General features: G+C 59.9%; 13 protein-coding genes. 8 read left to right on the forward strand and 5 right to left on the reverse strand.

Annotated elements, in window-relative coordinates; all coding sequences use genetic code 11:
- Positions 1-164: 164 nt before the first annotated feature.
- The 5 genes from ACZCED_RS05120 to ACZCED_RS05140 all read left to right on the forward strand — a co-directional run bounded on the left by ACZCED_RS05120 (position 165) and on the right by ACZCED_RS05140 (position 6,283).
- Positions 165-1,391, forward strand: a complete 1,227-nt coding sequence (locus ACZCED_RS05120; protein WP_462970614.1) for an aldo/keto reductase — start codon at positions 165-167, stop codon at positions 1,389-1,391.
- A gap of 93 nt (positions 1,392-1,484) precedes the next feature.
- Positions 1,485-2,249, forward strand: coding sequence for an enoyl-CoA hydratase/isomerase family protein (locus ACZCED_RS05125; RefSeq protein WP_462970615.1), 765 nt, complete (start codon positions 1,485-1,487; stop codon positions 2,247-2,249).
- 220 nt (positions 2,250-2,469) lie between these two features.
- Positions 2,470-4,638: an acetate--CoA ligase family protein gene (locus ACZCED_RS05130; protein ID WP_464860346.1), complete on the forward strand. Its 2,169-nt coding sequence runs from the start codon at positions 2,470-2,472 to the stop codon at positions 4,636-4,638.
- Positions 4,635-5,942 carry a nucleoside recognition domain-containing protein gene (locus ACZCED_RS05135; protein WP_462972140.1) on the forward strand — a complete coding sequence of 436 codons (1,308 nt, stop codon included), beginning with the start codon at positions 4,635-4,637 and terminating at the stop codon, positions 5,940-5,942. The genes ACZCED_RS05130 and ACZCED_RS05135 overlap by 4 nt, the downstream gene beginning before the upstream one ends.
- Positions 5,943-6,037: 95 nt before the next feature.
- A complete protein-coding gene (locus ACZCED_RS05140; protein ID WP_464860347.1) occupies positions 6,038-6,283 on the forward strand; it encodes a hypothetical protein in 246 nt (81 codons plus the stop codon).
- A gap of 119 nt (positions 6,284-6,402) precedes the next feature.
- On the opposite strand, the gene ACZCED_RS05145 is transcribed toward ACZCED_RS05140, so the two are convergent.
- Entirely contained in the window at positions 6,403-6,879 is a 477-nt protein-coding gene (locus tag ACZCED_RS05145; RefSeq protein ID WP_462972138.1) for a plasmid pRiA4b ORF-3 family protein, read from the reverse strand.
- A 902-nt stretch (positions 6,880-7,781) separates the two neighbouring features.
- Between ACZCED_RS05145 and ACZCED_RS05150 the strand changes: the two genes are divergently transcribed.
- Complete coding sequence (locus ACZCED_RS05150) at positions 7,782-8,963, forward strand: M20 metallopeptidase family protein (RefSeq protein ID WP_464860348.1); 1,182 nt, start codon at positions 7,782-7,784, stop codon at positions 8,961-8,963.
- Between the two features lie 191 nt (positions 8,964-9,154).
- Here ACZCED_RS05150 and ACZCED_RS05155 read toward each other — a convergent pair whose 3' ends face one another.
- Positions 9,155-9,691, reverse strand: a complete 537-nt coding sequence (locus ACZCED_RS05155) for a GNAT family N-acetyltransferase (RefSeq protein WP_464860349.1) — start codon at positions 9,689-9,691, stop codon at positions 9,155-9,157.
- A 703-nt stretch (positions 9,692-10,394) separates the two neighbouring features.
- On the opposite strand from ACZCED_RS05155, the gene ACZCED_RS05160 reads away from it, so the two are divergent.
- Complete coding sequence (locus tag ACZCED_RS05160; RefSeq protein ID WP_462967839.1) at positions 10,395-10,733, forward strand: DUF6951 family protein; 339 nt, start codon at positions 10,395-10,397, stop codon at positions 10,731-10,733.
- A gap of 30 nt (positions 10,734-10,763) precedes the next feature.
- The gene (locus ACZCED_RS05165) at positions 10,764-11,333 is read left to right on the forward strand and encodes a class I SAM-dependent methyltransferase (RefSeq protein ID WP_464860350.1); all 570 of its coding nucleotides are present in this window, start codon (positions 10,764-10,766) and stop codon (positions 11,331-11,333) included.
- A gap of 263 nt (positions 11,334-11,596) precedes the next feature.
- On the opposite strand, the gene ACZCED_RS05170 is transcribed toward ACZCED_RS05165, so the two are convergent.
- The 3 genes from ACZCED_RS05170 to ACZCED_RS05180 all read right to left on the reverse strand — a co-directional run.
- Positions 11,597-12,148, reverse strand: a complete 552-nt coding sequence (locus tag ACZCED_RS05170; RefSeq protein ID WP_462967841.1) for an LOG family protein — start codon at positions 12,146-12,148, stop codon at positions 11,597-11,599.
- A 99-nt stretch (positions 12,149-12,247) separates the two neighbouring features.
- Positions 12,248-15,331 (reverse strand): aminotransferase class III-fold pyridoxal phosphate-dependent enzyme, encoded by a 3,084-nt coding sequence (locus tag ACZCED_RS05175; protein WP_462967842.1) that lies wholly within the window; start codon positions 15,329-15,331, stop codon positions 12,248-12,250.
- A gap of 70 nt (positions 15,332-15,401) precedes the next feature.
- Positions 15,402-16,144, reverse strand: a 743-nt coding sequence (locus ACZCED_RS05180; RefSeq protein WP_464860351.1) for a proline racemase family protein, incomplete at its 5' end; no start/stop codon positions are given.

The raw sequence follows: 16,144 nt of genomic DNA on the forward strand, positions 1-16,144 counted from the left end.
ACGTCCGAGGACGCAAAATGCGGCCAAAGGGGTATTCGGAAACTCTCCCAAGGAATGATCAGTTTGCCGTTCGGTGTGTGTTGTCGGTTCTCATTCGAGATTGGGCGTTCGATGTTCCATGCTGGACGTTCATCCTTTAAAACCACTAGTAACGAGGTAATCCCATGAAAGAAATTCAAAATGGCATTTCCCGACGAACCTTTATAAAATCCGCCGGCATCGCCGGAATAGGCACCGCCCTGGCACCCCTTGCCGGGCGCGACCGGGCACACGCCGCCACACCGGTCCACGCGGCCGAGGTAACGGGCGTCCCCACGCGGCCTTTCGGCAGGTCCGGGATCCAGGTTCCCATCCTCTCCCTGGGGGGCATGTTCGACATCCCCTCCAACCAGACCCTGCTCAAGCAGGCCATCCGCTGGGGGGTCACCTACTGGGACACGGCCCATGTTTACAGCGGCGGACGCAGCGAGGAGGGAATCGGCCATTACTTCAAGAGCTATCCCGAACAACGGGAGAAGATCTTTTTGGTCACCAAATCCACCTCCCGGAGCGGACGGGGCATGAGCAGTGACCTGGCCACCTCCCTGGAGCGCATGAATACCGATTATGTCGATCTCTTCTTCGTTCACGCCATCCGGGACGCCGACACGATGGACAGCGGCATGCGCGAGTGGGCCGCCGAGCAGAAGGCCGAAGGCAAAATCCGCCTCTTCGGCTTTTCGACCCATTCCAACATGGAGCGATGCCTGCTGGATGCCGCCCGACTGGACTGGATCGACGGCATCATGATGACCTACAATTACCGGCTGATGCACGAAGAGAAAATGAAGGCGGCGGTGAAGGCCTGCGTGGACGCCGGCATCGGGCTCACCGCCATGAAGACCCAGGGCGGCGGTGCCGTGGACGACACCACTTCGCGGGAGCTGGAACTGGCCGGCCGCTTCCTGAAAAAAGGGTTTACCGACAAACAGGCCAAGCTCAAGGCGGTGTGGGAGAACCCTCAGATCTCGGCCATCTGCTCCCAGATGCCAACCATGGCTATCCTCATGGCCAACATCGCCGCAGCCGTGGATCGCACAACACTGAGCGACAATGACCGGCTGCATTTAGAACGGTATGCACGGGAGACATTCTCGCACTATTGCGCCGGCTGCACGCAGATCTGCCAAAGCGCCATCGCCGAAAACATACCCGTGGGCGACGTCATGCGCTATCTCATGTATGCCCGCAGCTACGGCGACCTGAACGATGCCCGGCGACGCTTCGCCGCCGTTTCCGAGGCTGACCGGCAGCAGATGATCCAGGCGGACTACTCGGCGGCAGAGGCGATATGCCCCAGGCGACTGCCCATTGCCCGCCTGATGGGTGAGGCCCTTGAAGATTTGGCCTGATCGGGTATAATGATCTTGACCCACCCGATTATTTAGGCCAAGAGAGGCCGCATTTTTCCACCCATTTTGTTATCACCCGCCACAGGAGGAACCATGGAATTGGAATGCGTCATTTACGACAAGCAGGACGGGGTGGCCGTCATCCGGCTCAACCGCCCCAAGGTTCTCAACGCCATGAACAAACGACTCTGGCTGGACATGCAGGTTGCCCTGGAGGATGCCCGGACGGACGAAGCGATCAAGGTCGTCGTCGTCACCGGTGAAGGGCGCGCCTTTTCCACCGGCGCCGATCTCAAGGAATCCAAAACCCGCTCCATCGAAGACTACCGGGATTACCTGGTGTCCCTCCAGGAGGTGTCTCGGGCCATTATCCGCTTTGAAAAACCGACCATCGCCGCCGTCAACGGCTTTGCCATCGGTTCCGGATATGAACTGGCACTGGCCTGCGACATTCGCATCGCCGCCGAGGAGGCCAAGATCGGCAGCCCCGAGGCCAAAGTGACCTCCTCGGTTACCGGCGGCGCCTTCCGGCTGGTGCAGAACCTCATCGGCCCGGGAAAAGCCAGGGAGCTGCTCTTCACCGGCGAGTACATCGACGGTGCGGAGGCCCAGCGCATCGGCCTGGTCAATCGTGCCGTACCGGCGGACAAGCTAATGGAGACCGTCATGGTAATGGCCGCCAAGATCGCCGCCAACTCGGCCTTCTCCCTGAAGATGATCAAGAAGGGGCTCAACATGGCCCAGGGTGAAGTCAGCCTGGAAGCACTCATGGATTTCGAAGTCGAGGCCTGCCTGGCCTGCGTCTCCACTAAGGAGCGCCAGGAATCGCTTCAGGAGTTTGAAGACCGCAAGAAGTAAGACGAATTGAGGAATTGCGAATTGAGGAATGATGGAATTGGCGTTTTAGATTCCGTACCTGGTTTCATTTATTTTCTCCTGTTCCGCAGGATATCGGAGGCGAATTTCTTCTATTGACGTGGCACCATACCAACATCGGAGGATTCAAAAAAAAGCACGAGATGAAGCGTAACGCAGATATCGGGCTTTTTATGAAGCCGTCAAGCCAAAGGAGTATATCATGGGACTCGAGCATGTTTTAAATGCCCGCAGCGTTGCCGTCGTGGGCGCATCCAAGGTGCCCACCAAGCGCGGCTATCAGACCATTCGCACCCTTTTGGACGAACGCTATGAAGGGGCCATCTACCCGGTCAATCCCAAGGAGCCGAGCATCATGGGCCTGAAGTGCTATACCGCCGTCTCGGAAATCCCTGGAGAGGTGGACGTAGCTCTCATCGCCACTCCGGCCCGAACCGTTCCCGCGGTCCTGGAAGACTGCGGTAAAAAGGGGGTCAAGGGCGCCATCATCCTGGCCACGGGATTCGGCGAGACCGGCGCCAAGGGCAAGTCGCTGGAGGGCGAGGTATTGAAGGTCGCCGGCCGGCATCACATCCGCCTGATCGGCCCCAACACCTCGGGTATGATCAACCTCAAGGACAACCTCAACCTGGTGGGCCTGAAGAATTCGCCCAAAGGCGACATCGCCCTGCTGACCCAGAGCGGCAACATGGCCCTGACGCTGATCACCGAAGCCAAGCTGCAGAGCCGCAAGGGCTTCACCTACTACGTGGGCGTGGGCAACGAAGCGGACATCCGCTTCCACGAGTACCTGGAATTCTTCCAGCAGGACCCCGACACCCGTGCCATTCTCATGTATGTGGAAGGTATGCGCGAAGGCCGCAAGTTCCTGCAGCAGGCCTACAAGACCACCGAGACCAAACCGATCGTCCTGCTAAAAAGCGGCCGGTCCTCCACCGGCAAGCAGAGCGCCGGTTCCCACACCGGCGCCCTGGCCGGCATGTCAGAAGTGGCCAAGGGCGCCTTCGAGCGAGCCGGCATCATCGTGATAGAAAATTCCGACGAACTCTTCCCGGCCGCCGAGAGCCTCTCCAGCCTGCCGCCGATCAAAAACAACCAGATCGCCATTCTGGCCGACGGCGGCGGCCACGCCACCATCGCCGCCGACACCCTCACCGATTTGGGCGTACAGATTCCGCAACTCGACGAGAAGACCCAGGCCAAACTGCGCGCCATTTTACCCGGCGGAGCCTCGGTGAGAAACCCCATCGACGTGGCCGGCGGCACCGACGACAACCCGGCCGTCTTCGCCGACTGCGCCAACCTCATCCTGGGCGACCCCAATGTGGGCGGCCTGCTGATCGTGGGCCTTTTCGGCGGCTACGGCATCCGCTTCGCCGAAAGCCTGGCCCTGATGGAAGAAGATGCGGCCCACCAGATGGGCAAGATGGTCGCAAGCCGCAAGAAGGCCATCGTGGTACACAGCCTCTACAACTCGGAAAAACCTCACAGCCTGGACCTGCTGCGCTACTACGGCGTGCCGGTGTACGGCAGCCTGGATGTGGCCTGCAAGTGCATCGGCGTGCTGGCCCAATACGGGAAGTATCTGAAAAGCTACCACGCCAAATCCAATTTTGTGATCGACTGGGGGGCCAAAGCCAAGCCCGAGGGCCAGCAGCTCATCGACGGTGTCTATAAATCGGGCCGCAGCGCGCTGCTCGAGGCCGAAGCCAAGCGACTGCTCCGGCTTCACGGCGCGGCGGTGACCGCCGACGCCCTGGCCACCACGGCAGATGCGGCGGCAGATGCGGCGGCCGCCATGGGCGGCAAGGTGGTCCTGAAAATCGCCTCCCCGGACATCCTGCACAAGAGCGACGCCAAGGGCGTCAAACTCAACCTGTCCGGAAAAGACCCGGTCAAAAAGGCGTTCACGGAGATCATCGACAACGCCAAGGCCTACAAGGCCGACGCGCGCATCGAAGGGGTACTGATCTCTCCGATGGTTGGCAAAGGCATCGAGGTGATCATTGGCACCAAGATCGACGACCAGTTCGGCCCGGTGATCATGTACGGCCTGGGCGGGGTGATGGTGGAAATTCTAAAGGACGTCGCTTTCCGCGTGTTGCCCATCTCCCGCCGATCGGCCCAGCGCATGATCGCCGAAACCAAGTCACACCCCATCCTGGACGGCGCCCGGGGTGAAAAGCCCTATGACAAAAAGGCCCTGGTCAGCCTGCTTTTGGTCTGCTCGGAAATTGTCGAGGCCTATCCCCAGATCCAGGAGATGGACCTCAACCCGGTGATCGTTCATCACGAGGGTCTGAGCATCGTCGACGCCCGCATCCTGCTCAAACCGGTGGCTGGAGAAGAAGAAGCGGGACCGAACGCGTGAACCGGATCTTCCTGATCATCGTTCTCAGTGCCGTCTGCTTTGCCGGATGGATGCAAATCGGCTTCCGGCCGGCCCCGGGCCAGCCTTCACCCATGCAGGCCCTCTCCACCGCCATGGTGGAATCTTCTGCCGGTGCGGTGGAGCTGGCCATCGGGCTGGTTGGGGTGATGACCCTGTTTCTGGGCCTGATGAAGGTGGCCGAAGCAGGAGGGATGCTGGTCATTTTGGCCCGTTTGATCCGGCCGCTGATGGTGCGGCTCTTCCCTGACGTGCCGGCCGACCATCCGGCCATGGGGGCCATGATCCTCAACCTGTCGGCCAACGCCCTGGGACTGGGCAACGCCGCCACGCCCTTCGGCATCCGGGCCATGCAGGAACTGGAAAGCCTGAACGCACAACCGGGAACGGCCACCAATGCCATGGCCCTGTTCCTGGCCATCAACACCTCTAGCGTGACCCTACTGCCCACCGGTGTCATCGCCCTGCGAGCGGCGGCAGGCAGCGCCGATCCGGCCATCATCCTGCCCACCACCCTGCTGGCCACCATCGGCTCCACCAGCGTGGCCATCCTGGCCGCCAAACTCTACCAGCGCCTGTCGCCCATGGGAGAAAAGCATCAGGCCGGTGCAAAGCAAACAGCCACCGGTGAGAAAACCGATACGACCGGCCCGGATGAAATATCGACACTGGAAGCGGCGCAAGGGGCCTACCCGATCTGGGTGAGCATCCTGGCCCTGGCCTCCCTGGCGGCGCTGATTCCCGGGGCCATCCTTTTCGGCAAGGCCCTCTCCCCGTGGATCCTGCCGGGCCTGATGGCGGGGTTTCTGGTCTTTGGAGCGGTCCGACGGGTGCCGGTCTACGAGGTATTCGTGGATGGGGCCAAAGAAGGGTTCCAGGTGGCCCTGCGCATCATTCCCTATCTGGTGGCCATCCTCGTGGCAGTGGGCATGCTGCGGGCCAGCGGGGCCCTTGACCTGCTGGTTGGTGCCCTGGCGCCGGTCACCGGGCGGTTCGGCCTGCCGGCAGAAGCCCTGCCCATGGCCCTGATGCGTCCCTTGAGCGGTTCCGGGGCCTACGGCATCCTGGCATCCATCATCAACGACCCGGCTATCGGCCCGGACAGCTACACCGGCGTGCTGGTCTCCACGCTGCAGGGATCCACCGAAACCACCTTCTACGTCATGGCGGTCTACTTCGGCGCCGTGCAGGTGCGCCGCCTCCGCCATGCCATGGCCGCCGCCCTGACCGCCGACGCCGCCGGGGTGATCTTCGCCATTGTGGCCTGCTGGCTGTTTCTGGGTTAGGAGGTTGCCTGAACCCCGTCGTAGAAGCCGACATTACCCTGAGGGACCTCGTCAATAAAAGGCAATGCCAGGAAAACCTCCTGCGGTATGCCCTCGTGGATCATTTCCAGAGTGTTCCCGAAACCGAAATGCCGCTAATAGGCTGGGTCGCCGACCAGCGCGCCGGTCGCCCGCAGCGATTGGATGATTTATGGCTCGGTCTGCTTGCTGATCGGGTGATCCTTGAATCCTGCTGCGGTGACCGCGTTAATGGCTTCGATGTCCGCAGCCGTTCCATTGCGTATGTTCAATCCATTCTCCTCGATGCGGGTCGGGTTGACGAAGGTTTGATGGATTTTTAGGGGTGGCGTCCCGCCGCGATCAAATGGAACGAATCGCGGCGGAATGCCGCCCCTTCGCCATAGCGGCTTTTTTCAAGTTTATGGTCATCGGTAGCGTATAAAAGCTTTTTGCGGAACCATCAATACTCATCATCCTCATACTCGTCGTAGTCCGGATACTGCGGCGGCGACGAACCCACCGATTTAACAACCATTATATGTTTGTGCTCGCGCCTGAATGCGCCTTTTCTGATCGACTGCACGCGAATGCGATGCCACCAGTCGTCGCCGAAATCGAACAGGTAGTGAAACACGTCTTTCTCTTTCAGTCCGACATCACCGATCTTGATTGTTGCGACTGACATCTTCTTTTCGCCGAACCCCATAAAATCCTCGGTATTCTCCGGGTGGGTGATTTCAGGGGCGCTCCAAATCGTTCGAAAGTTTTTAGTGTCCGACTTGGTAATGAAAAATGAGTAAAGATGCGGATCGTACCGATTGAAGGCACCGAAGATCGTTTCATGGAGATCTTCAAACGTGCAGTTTTCACTGGCATCGATGATTCGATAGACCTTGGGCACACCGACAATTGAAACCCTGAGTTGAAACAGTCGCATGGGAATCCTTTATACCGTTATACCGTTATTGATTGGAATCAGCCGGCAGTTAATGTGCCGTAATTTCAGACCAGATATTTTTAAGAGACCTATAGATGGCCGCCGCAGCAACAGCGATAAAGAGCAACGGCATGATGATATGGTGCAACCGGCTGTCGACCATGGGCGTTCACGGATCCGCTTTTAGATACAGCACCTTTATTTTTTCCCCTTTTCGGGGCGCAACGAAGAAATGCGTTTTGTCCCTGCTCTTGAAGACATGAACGTTCCCTTCACGGTCTGGGTATCGAACCAAGGGCCGGCCGCCAAAACCCGCCCCGCCCACCGGAGGCGTTTTGTCGACTGTCCCGTATACGGCAACCGCATTATTCCTGAATGTATAAAGTGCGTAGATCTTGCCTGCCGAAGGGATCAACAGAATCGAGTCCAAAAGCATCATGAATACACTGGGTATGAGGTTGCAGCTCAAGGATGCGAGTTCTATTCGTTTCAACCAGCGGTTCGAAAGACGCCGATAGTTTCTATGTGCAGAGGCGATCTCGTCTTTCGCTCACGCGCCCGATCCGACAGATCGAAAAAAATGCTGATAAAGCTGATAAAAAGGTTATACGACGTTACCCCGTCCCATGACCCGCGTCAATGACCGCCCACACCCCATTCGAAAGCAGCGATGCGGCCGAAGTGACCTTCGCCATGGTTGCATGCCGGCTGTTTCTGAGTTAATGATGACGCTGCGGAGGCAAACCCGGTGCCTGCGCTGTGCTTCATCGCTCGTCAACCCTGCTGCAAACGACGGGAAACGGGCACGCCTTCGCGGCTCGCAGGCCGTAAACCCGGATTTGTTGCCGAACCCCCCAGCAGTTCGGCTGTTCAATCAACCAAAAGCGGCTACAGGTGTCGCCATGCAAGTAAAGGACAAGATCGCATCATGCAAGGAACGGCTCATCGCCGTCCGCCGGGAACTTCACGGCATTCCGGAGTTGGGTTTCAGGGAAGCGAAGACCAGCGCCTACGTGGCCGACTACCTCGAACGCGAAGGTCTTGCCGTTGTCACGGGGGTCGCCCGCACCGGCGTGGTGGGCCTGCTGGACACCGGCCGCCCCGGCCCGACCCTGCTGGTCAGGGCGGACATGGATGCGCTGCCCATCACCGAGGAAACCGGCCTGCCCTTTGCTTCCCGGCACCCCGGCGTCATGCACGCCTGCGGCCATGACGGCCACACGGCCATGGCCCTGGTCACCGCCACGGTCATGAATGCCCTCAAAGACCGCATCAACGGCGCAATCAAATTTGTCTTCCAGCCCGCCGAAGAGGGGCCGGGCGGCGCCAAGCCCATGATCGAAGCCGGCGTGATGGACCATCCGCAGGTGGACTACGCCCTGGGCTGCCACATCTGGCCCACGATTCCCGAGGGAACCATCGGCATCCGGGCCGGCGTGCTGATGGCGGCCATGTTCCGGTTCGACATCACCATCACGGGCAAGGGCGGGCACGGGGCCATGCCCCATCTTTGCGTCGACGCCCTGGAAACCGGCTGCCAGGTCGTCGGCGCCCTGCAGCGCATCGTCAGCCGCCGGATGGACCCCTTGAGCCCCTCGGTGATCACCGTCGGAAAATTCGAGGCCGGCACCGCCTTCAACGTGATCCCGGAAACCGCTGCACTTTGCGGCACCGCACGAACCTTTGACAAGACAACCTGGGAACGCTGGCCCGAAATCATCGAAATGGTCGTCAAGGGCGTCTGCAATTCCATGGGGGCCGGCTATGAAATGAGCTATGAACAGGGGTATCCGCCCACAGTCAACGATCCGGACATGGCCGACCGGATGAAGCGCATCGCCGGCCAGGTCGTCGGCGATGAACGCGTGGTCGTGCCGGAAAAAACGCTGGGCGGTGAAGACATGGCCTTTTTCCTGGAGCGGGTCCCGGGCTGTTTCTTCTGCCTGGGTGCGGGCAACGATGCCTATGCCGGGATCCACAACCCGCGGTTCGGCTTCAATGAAGATATCCTGCTCACCGGCGTCGAGACCTATTGCCGGGCGGCCGTCGATCTTCTGGGCAAGCCGTCAACGGCAGCCAGTTAAACCCTTCGTGAGCTGAAGAACAGGTTGATGGGAGCACCACCACCGCCCCTCGCCCTTGGAGGGTTGAGAAAATCCCGCACGCCTGCCCAGTTCCGTTGACGAACCACCGTTGTGTCAACGTCCCCTCGCCCCTTCGGGGAGAGGGACAGGGTGAGGGGTGTAAAATGAGCGATTTTATTGCGTGTCCGGGTTTATTCCCGCCAGTGCTCAGGTTTGTTTAACGCAGCTGCACAAATCACCATTCCGCTATGGCCTTCAATAATTCCCGGCCTCAGCTCCCGCACCATCCAGGCAGGGGCGTCTTTAGCCGGAATAGGGTAAGGTGCGTCGAACCCGCAAAGGCCAGCCGGCTCAAACCCGAATCGCGGATAATAACCGGGATGGCCCAGAACGAAAACAAGATCGACCTTCGCCTCTGCCAGTTGCCGCAACCCTTCCTTTATGAGTTCGCCGCCGACACCTTTGCCTTGAGCATTTGGCAGGATTGCAAGCGGAGCAAGAATCATGGCGGAGAGTGAATCCTCACTTCCGGTTATTCGAACCCGGGTAAAAAGAATGTGTCCAATCGCCTCATCACCATCCATGGCAAGCAGGGAGAGGTGTGGTCTGGCACTTTCGTCATTCAGCAGGTCGTTGACGAGGTTCGCTTCCTTGCTGTGCCCAAATGCTTCAGCTTCTATGTGCAGCACATCAATTAAATCTGAATCGTTTGCTGTTTTAATGATCAACTTTTTCTCCGCGAGTAGTGGATTTGCAGCGCTCGGCCTCTGCGGCGAGGGAATCAAGGCCACAGCGGGACAGGGTTGTTCCCTTTTATCATTTCATTTCGGCCAATTGAAGTGCAATTTTATTAAACTTTCTTGATCGCATGATATAGACTATCCTAAAAATAATTGCTGGTGCCAATTGGAACACAAAGTCAAGTTCGAATCTAAAGCCAGGAAACAAAAAAGAATACCAAAGGCACATAAAACCGATTGGAAACCAATTGGCAAAGCCAGCAATTTTTATATTTGAATGATTAAACCTCGATTTTTCCATGCATGAGAGCTGTGTAGCTAAAGAAAATGAATTGTTCAGATCATCGAGGCTGATTTGGGCAGAGTTGTTTTTTACTTCTTTCGAGTATCCCTGTCGGCGGTCCATGGTTACGAGACTGCTGGCCAGCATGACCGTTTTGACGGCAACACCGGCGGCGTCCGCTGATCACCGTCGTAGGGACCTTCTGCCGTATGGCCCTTGATTTTTCGGGCAGCGGATTGCAGTATTCCGGGGCGGCGCAGAACTCTTCCATCGGGTTGACGGGGCCGGTTTGCCCCCATATCCTTTAGCACCTTGCTGATGTATCCTTGACATCCGGCCCGCGAAAGTGCATCCAGGCCAGGATCGACGGTGCCAACCACACACCGTCAACCACCGGGAAAGAGCGCCATGAAAGCAAGCGCTAAAATAGACGCCGGCGTGTGCGGGTTCAAAACAAGGGTAACGGCCGAGACCCGGGACGGGATGAATGTCGATCTGCGCATCGGCAGCGATTGCGAAACCATCAAGGAACTGGGCAAGCGGATCAAGGCCCGAAACCCGATCAACGCCTTCCAGGAACTGACCCCGATTGCCGAGAGCGTGGTCCTGGGCATCTGCCGCCCGGTACTGCAGAAAAAGGGCTGCTGCGAGGCGTGCGTGGTGCCCGCGGCCATATGCAAAACGATGCAGGTCGCCGCCAATCTGGCACTGCCGAAAGACGTGGTTGTTGAACTGACCAGGAAGTGATTTTTCTTTTTACCGGAACAAAGGATAACCATGGCACACAAACCCATCGCCGCCGGCAAGAGCAGCTTCGATCTCATCGATTTCGCCACCTTCCTGTCCGCCCTCGATCTTCGCCGGGGAACCGTGTTTCTCGACGTGGCCTGCGGGATCGGCAACTACGCCATCGAGATGGCCCGCCAGATGCGCGGGACGGGAACGGTGCACGCCCTTGACCTGTGGGAGGAAGGCATTGTCAAGCTCAGGCTCAAGGCCGGCTCCCTGGAGCTGGAGAACATCGACGCCACCGTCTGCGACGTCAGCCGGAAAATTCCCCTAACCGATCACAGCGTCGACATCTGCCTCATGGCCACGGTGCTCCACGACCTGATCGAAGACGGCACCCACCACGGTACGCTGAACGAAATCGTCCGGGTGCTCAAACCGGCCGGGCAGTTGGCCGTGGTCGAATTCAAGAAAATGCCCGGGCCGCCGGGGCCGCCGGAGAAGGTGCGATTGTCGCCCGAGGAACTGCGCAACGTCCTTGCACCGCTGGGTTTTGAATGCCGCGACACCGTCGACCTGGGAACCGTGACCTACCTGTCGCTGTTCCACCTGAAATGAATGGTTTGCCTGATTGAACGATTGGGTTGCACAAGGCGATGTCAACCATCTTGTTTAATGGTCATCATCGGTTTGCCCACCATGGTGACATCATCTGCCGATATGTTGCGGGCAGGCCACACCGGCGGCACATGCCGACATCCTTGATGGTTGCATCATACTCTCGCGCGATGGCGCTGATCGAGAACGGTTTTTAATGGAAGACCGGCACCCACATGGCACGCAGGGCCTCCTGCGGCAGGAACGGCCTGGATGCGGTTGCCTCATGAAGAAACCCCTTTTTGTACCATAAGGTCGATCAGTTCACCGGGATTCCGTGCACGGATTATCGCCTTTTGGTGAGGGTTTTTTAAAAAGCCTTCCCTTTCAGCGGTTTCCAGCATCAATTCAAGCGGTTTAAAAAAGCCGTTAACATTCAACAACCCGCACGGTTTTGAGTGAAATCCCATCTGCTGCAGGGTGTACACTTCAAAAAACTCCTCAAACGTGCCAATCCCGCCCGGCAGTGCAACAAATCCATCGGCAAGCTGCACCATGAGATTTTTCCGTTCATGCATGGTTGGCAAGACATGCAGTTCGGTCAATCCGCGATGGAATTCCTCTTTATCTTTCAGCGCTTGAACCGTCACACCCACGACTTTTCCACCGGCAGCCAGCGCGCTCTCGGCAAGCCGGTTCATCAGTCCGGTGCAAGAACCGCCATACACACAGGTTAATCCGCGCACAGCCAACTCTCGCCCCAACGCACCGGCGGCGTCCATATAAGCCGGATGGTTGCCGGTGCTTGACCCGAGAAAAACACAGATTGAATTCATAACGCTCCTTTATCCAGTTCAGGCACCAATCGACAGGCAATTCATCATTTTTTTGAATGGTCAAAACAGGCATTGAATACCGGTGCTCTTTTCAAGAGCTCATCCCCGCAGGCAGTCCTCGGCAAAGACTTTCTCCAAAGCATTCACCAGGGCGTCGGCATTCGATTTTGAGAAGATGATCGGCGGCTTTAGCTTGAGCACGTTGTGCAGGGGGCCGTCGGTGCTGATCAGAAACCCGTAATCCTTCATGCGGTTGCAGATGTAGGCCGCCTCGTCCGCCGCCGGCGCCAGGGTGTCGCGATCCGTGACCAGTTCCACCCCCAGGTAAAGCCCCAATCCGCGCACATCGCCCACAAGCCAGGACTTCTCTTTCAGGGTCGACAACCGCTCTAGCAGATAGGCGCCCACCGTTCGGGCATTTTCCTGCAGTCCTTCGGCTTGGATCACGTCCAGCACGGCCATGCCCACGGCGCAGGAAACCGGGTTGCCGCCGTAGGTGTTGAAGTACTCCATGCCGTTGTTGAAGGCACCGGCGATTTCGGGCGTGGTCACCACTGCCGCCACCGGGTGGCCGTTGCCCATGGGCTTGCCCAGGGTGACGATGTCCGGCACCACCCCCTGGGTCTCGAAGGCCCAGAAGTGGGAGCCGGCCCGCCCGAATCCCACCTGGACCTCGTCGGCGATGCACACCCCGCCGGCGGCGCGCACGTGATCGAAGGCGGCCCGGAGGTAGCCGTCGGGCAGCAGCACCTGTCCGCCGCAGCCCAGCATGCTTTCGCAGATGAAGGCCGCCGGCTTGCGGCCGCAGGTCTCGATACGCGCGATGGCCTCTTGCACAAAGCGGGCATAGGCGATGCCGGATGGTGTCCCGGTGCCCTTGTGGATCCCGCGGTAGCCGCAGGGCATGACGACCGTCTGCACCCAGTCCGGTGCCCCCTGCCCACCGGGACCGTCATGTTTGTAGGGGCTGATGTCCACCAGTCCCTGGGTGTTGCCGTGGTAGGCCCCGTCCACAGTGATGACGTCGCGCTGCCCCGTAAAGGTGCGCGCCAGGCGAAGGGCCAGTTCGTTGGCCTCGCTGCCGCTGCAGACGAAAAAACACACGCTCAGGGGTTCCGGAAAGGTGGCCAGCAGGCGGCGGGCGTAGTCCACGATGTTGTCGTGCAGGTAGCGGGTGTTGGTGTTGAGCACGGCCATCTGGCGCTGGCCGGCTGCCACCACGGCCGGGTGGCAGTGGCCCACGTGGCAGACGTTGTTCACCCCGTCCATGTATGGCTGCCCGGTTTCGGTGTAGAGGAAGCCACCCATGCCGCGCACGATCTTCAGCGGGGTATCGTAGGAGACGCTGAGGCTTTTGCCAAGGTGTTTCCGCCGGATGGCCATGATTTCGTCCGCCTGGCGGACTTCCGCTGCCGGCGGCGCGTTGTCGAGTCCCAGGACCACTCCCGGATCCGGGCAAAGGGCGGTCCACACCCGCCGCTGGCTGGGCCGGGCAACGCCGGGGAAGTTGCCTTCCAGTCCCAGCAGGTCGGTGATCAACTGAAGGTGAAGGTGGGGCGCCCAGCCGCCGTTTTCCGCTGAGGTGCCGATGGTGCCGATCGGCTGTCCGGCGCTGACGGACATGCCCGGTTCCAGGCCGTCCAGCGATGTGACCGCCAGGTGCCCGTATAGCGAATAAAATAGGATGCCGCTGTCCGTCTCATGGGACAAGATGATGGTAGGGCCGTAATCCTGGCGGGCGGCGTTATTCCGGAAGCTGTGCACCCGGCCGCCCATGAAGGCGTATACCGGTTCACCGGGCCGGGCGAAAAGGTCCAGCCCCAGGTGAACAGTGCGGTATTCGGGGGCGGTGTCCGTCTCCACCTTGAACGCATCGGCCGTGTAGATCAGCCGGGCTTCGTTGTATCGGCCGATGCCGAGGCGGCTGCCGGCATCGGCCATCTCCCGGAAGATGATGCGCGTCATCGCCGCCGCATCGTCTTTTTGCGGCCCGGCGCCCAGCAGCGGTGTGCCCACACTCAGGTCGATGACCGGCGGTTCACCATCCAGCAGCGATGCGTCCACAACCGGGGTGAACGAGGCCTGGTTTTCCTTCAGCCAGGCGACAACACTGCGGGACCGGGGTGCCGGGTCGAACCCGCAGGCATCCCTGAAGCACGCCTCGGCAAAACCCGGGCTGATCGGCTGCAGCCGGTGAAGCAGTTCCCAGGCGGGCTGCTGGGAGACCAGCAGATAGGTGTTTTCGGGGGCCAGGCGGATCTGGTGGGCACTGTGGCAGACGCTGGTGCACAGGCGCATGCAGATCAGGTCGAAGAGCACCGCCAGTTCGGTCTCCGTGAGCGCAAGGGCGCGGTGGTAGCCGTCGATCACCCGGACGGCGGCGGCCAGGGGATCGGCCTTGCCCAAGAGGGCATAGGCGCAGGCGATGGCCAGTTCGTTGACCGTGTGAGAATAAACCATGTCGCCGAAATCGATGAGCCCGGTGACCCGGTTGCCCCAGCGGCCATAGGGTGACACCAGCACATTGTAGTCGTTGCCGTCGCTGTGAATCACGCTGGAACGCAGGCCCGGCAGTTTCGGCGCCGTGTGGCTGAGATAGCGGTCCAGTCGATGCCGAACCAGATCCCGCTTTCCACCGTCATCGATGTCGTCCAGCAGTGATGCCGTCACCTCGCCGCAGCGGGCCAGGTCCCAGTGAAACGCCCGGCGGGTGGCCGGGTGATCGAAATCCATGAACAGCTGGTCGATGCGGCCCATGAACGAACCGAGACTGAAGAGCAGATCCTTGTCGTGGGGGTTGACCGTTGCCAGGGGTTTTCCCGGCAGATAGGACAGCAGGCGCACGAAATGGCTGGCGCCGCCCTGTCCGGGGACCGACAGGATCTCCTCGCCGCCGGCAGCGCTCAGGACCCGGGGGCAGGGGCTGAATTCCTCAAACCGGGCGGCACCCTTTTCCGCCACGTGGGTCATGGCCCGGTTCTGGAGTTCCAGAACCTCGCGGGTCTCCGCGGCATTGGCGATCTTGAGTACGAACCGGCCTCCCTTGTCGTCCTGCAACCGGAAATTCTGATCCCGCTCGCTGGGCAAAAGCTCGGCCGAGGCCGTCAAACTGAAAAGGTCCCTGGCCAGAGCGGAAGCCTGCTGTTCACTGAATCGGGGGGCATGTCTCACCAGATTGGACATGGTATGCAACGCTCCTTTCAAGAGATTACCGGAGGGGGTTATGACGATGATTGGGAAATGGGGAGGCCGCTCATCGGAAGAGGAATCCGTTTTTAAGCGGGTCCGCCGGATCCATCAGAAATTCGTTGCGGCCGGTGATCCAGGCATTGCCCGCCACTTCCGGAATAACGGCGTCGTATGGCCCGAAAGTGGTGGTTTCAACCACCCGGCCGGTAAAGCGGGTTCCCAGGATGCTCTCGATGACGATGGGTTGGTTCACGCCGATCTCTCCGCGGGCGTAATGAAGTGCCAACCGTGCGCTCACGCCGGTGCCGGTGGGCGAGCGATCCACCTCCCCGTCGGCGAAGATGCACACGTTGCTGGAGTGGGCCCCCTGGCTGCGGGGAGGGCCAACGATGATCGTGCCGTAGAGGAAGCTCAGGTCGGCCTCGAACGGATGGGTGATCGGGCCGGCGGCCGTGACGGCCCGCTTGACTGCCATGCCCTTGTCGATCAGGACGTTGAAATCCCCGGGCAAGGTGGTCACACGCAGGTCGTCTGACTTGACGAAGGCATAGAACGCCCCGCCGTAGGCGATGTCATAGCGCACCGCTCCCAGGCCGGGAACCTCGACCGTCTGGTCCAGGGCCAGAACGAAAGAAGGCACATTGTGAAAGTCAACGCACTCGACCCGCCCGTTTTCAATGCGGGCGTGGGCGGTCACCAGGCCGGCCGGGGACACGAGGCCCTGTCCGATCAAGGGGATCAGCGGCAGCAGGACACAGGTCGGGTAGCAACCGGGGTTTCCCACCAGTCTGGCCGCACGGATGCGAT

This window comes from Desulfosarcina sp. (assembly GCF_055467485.1).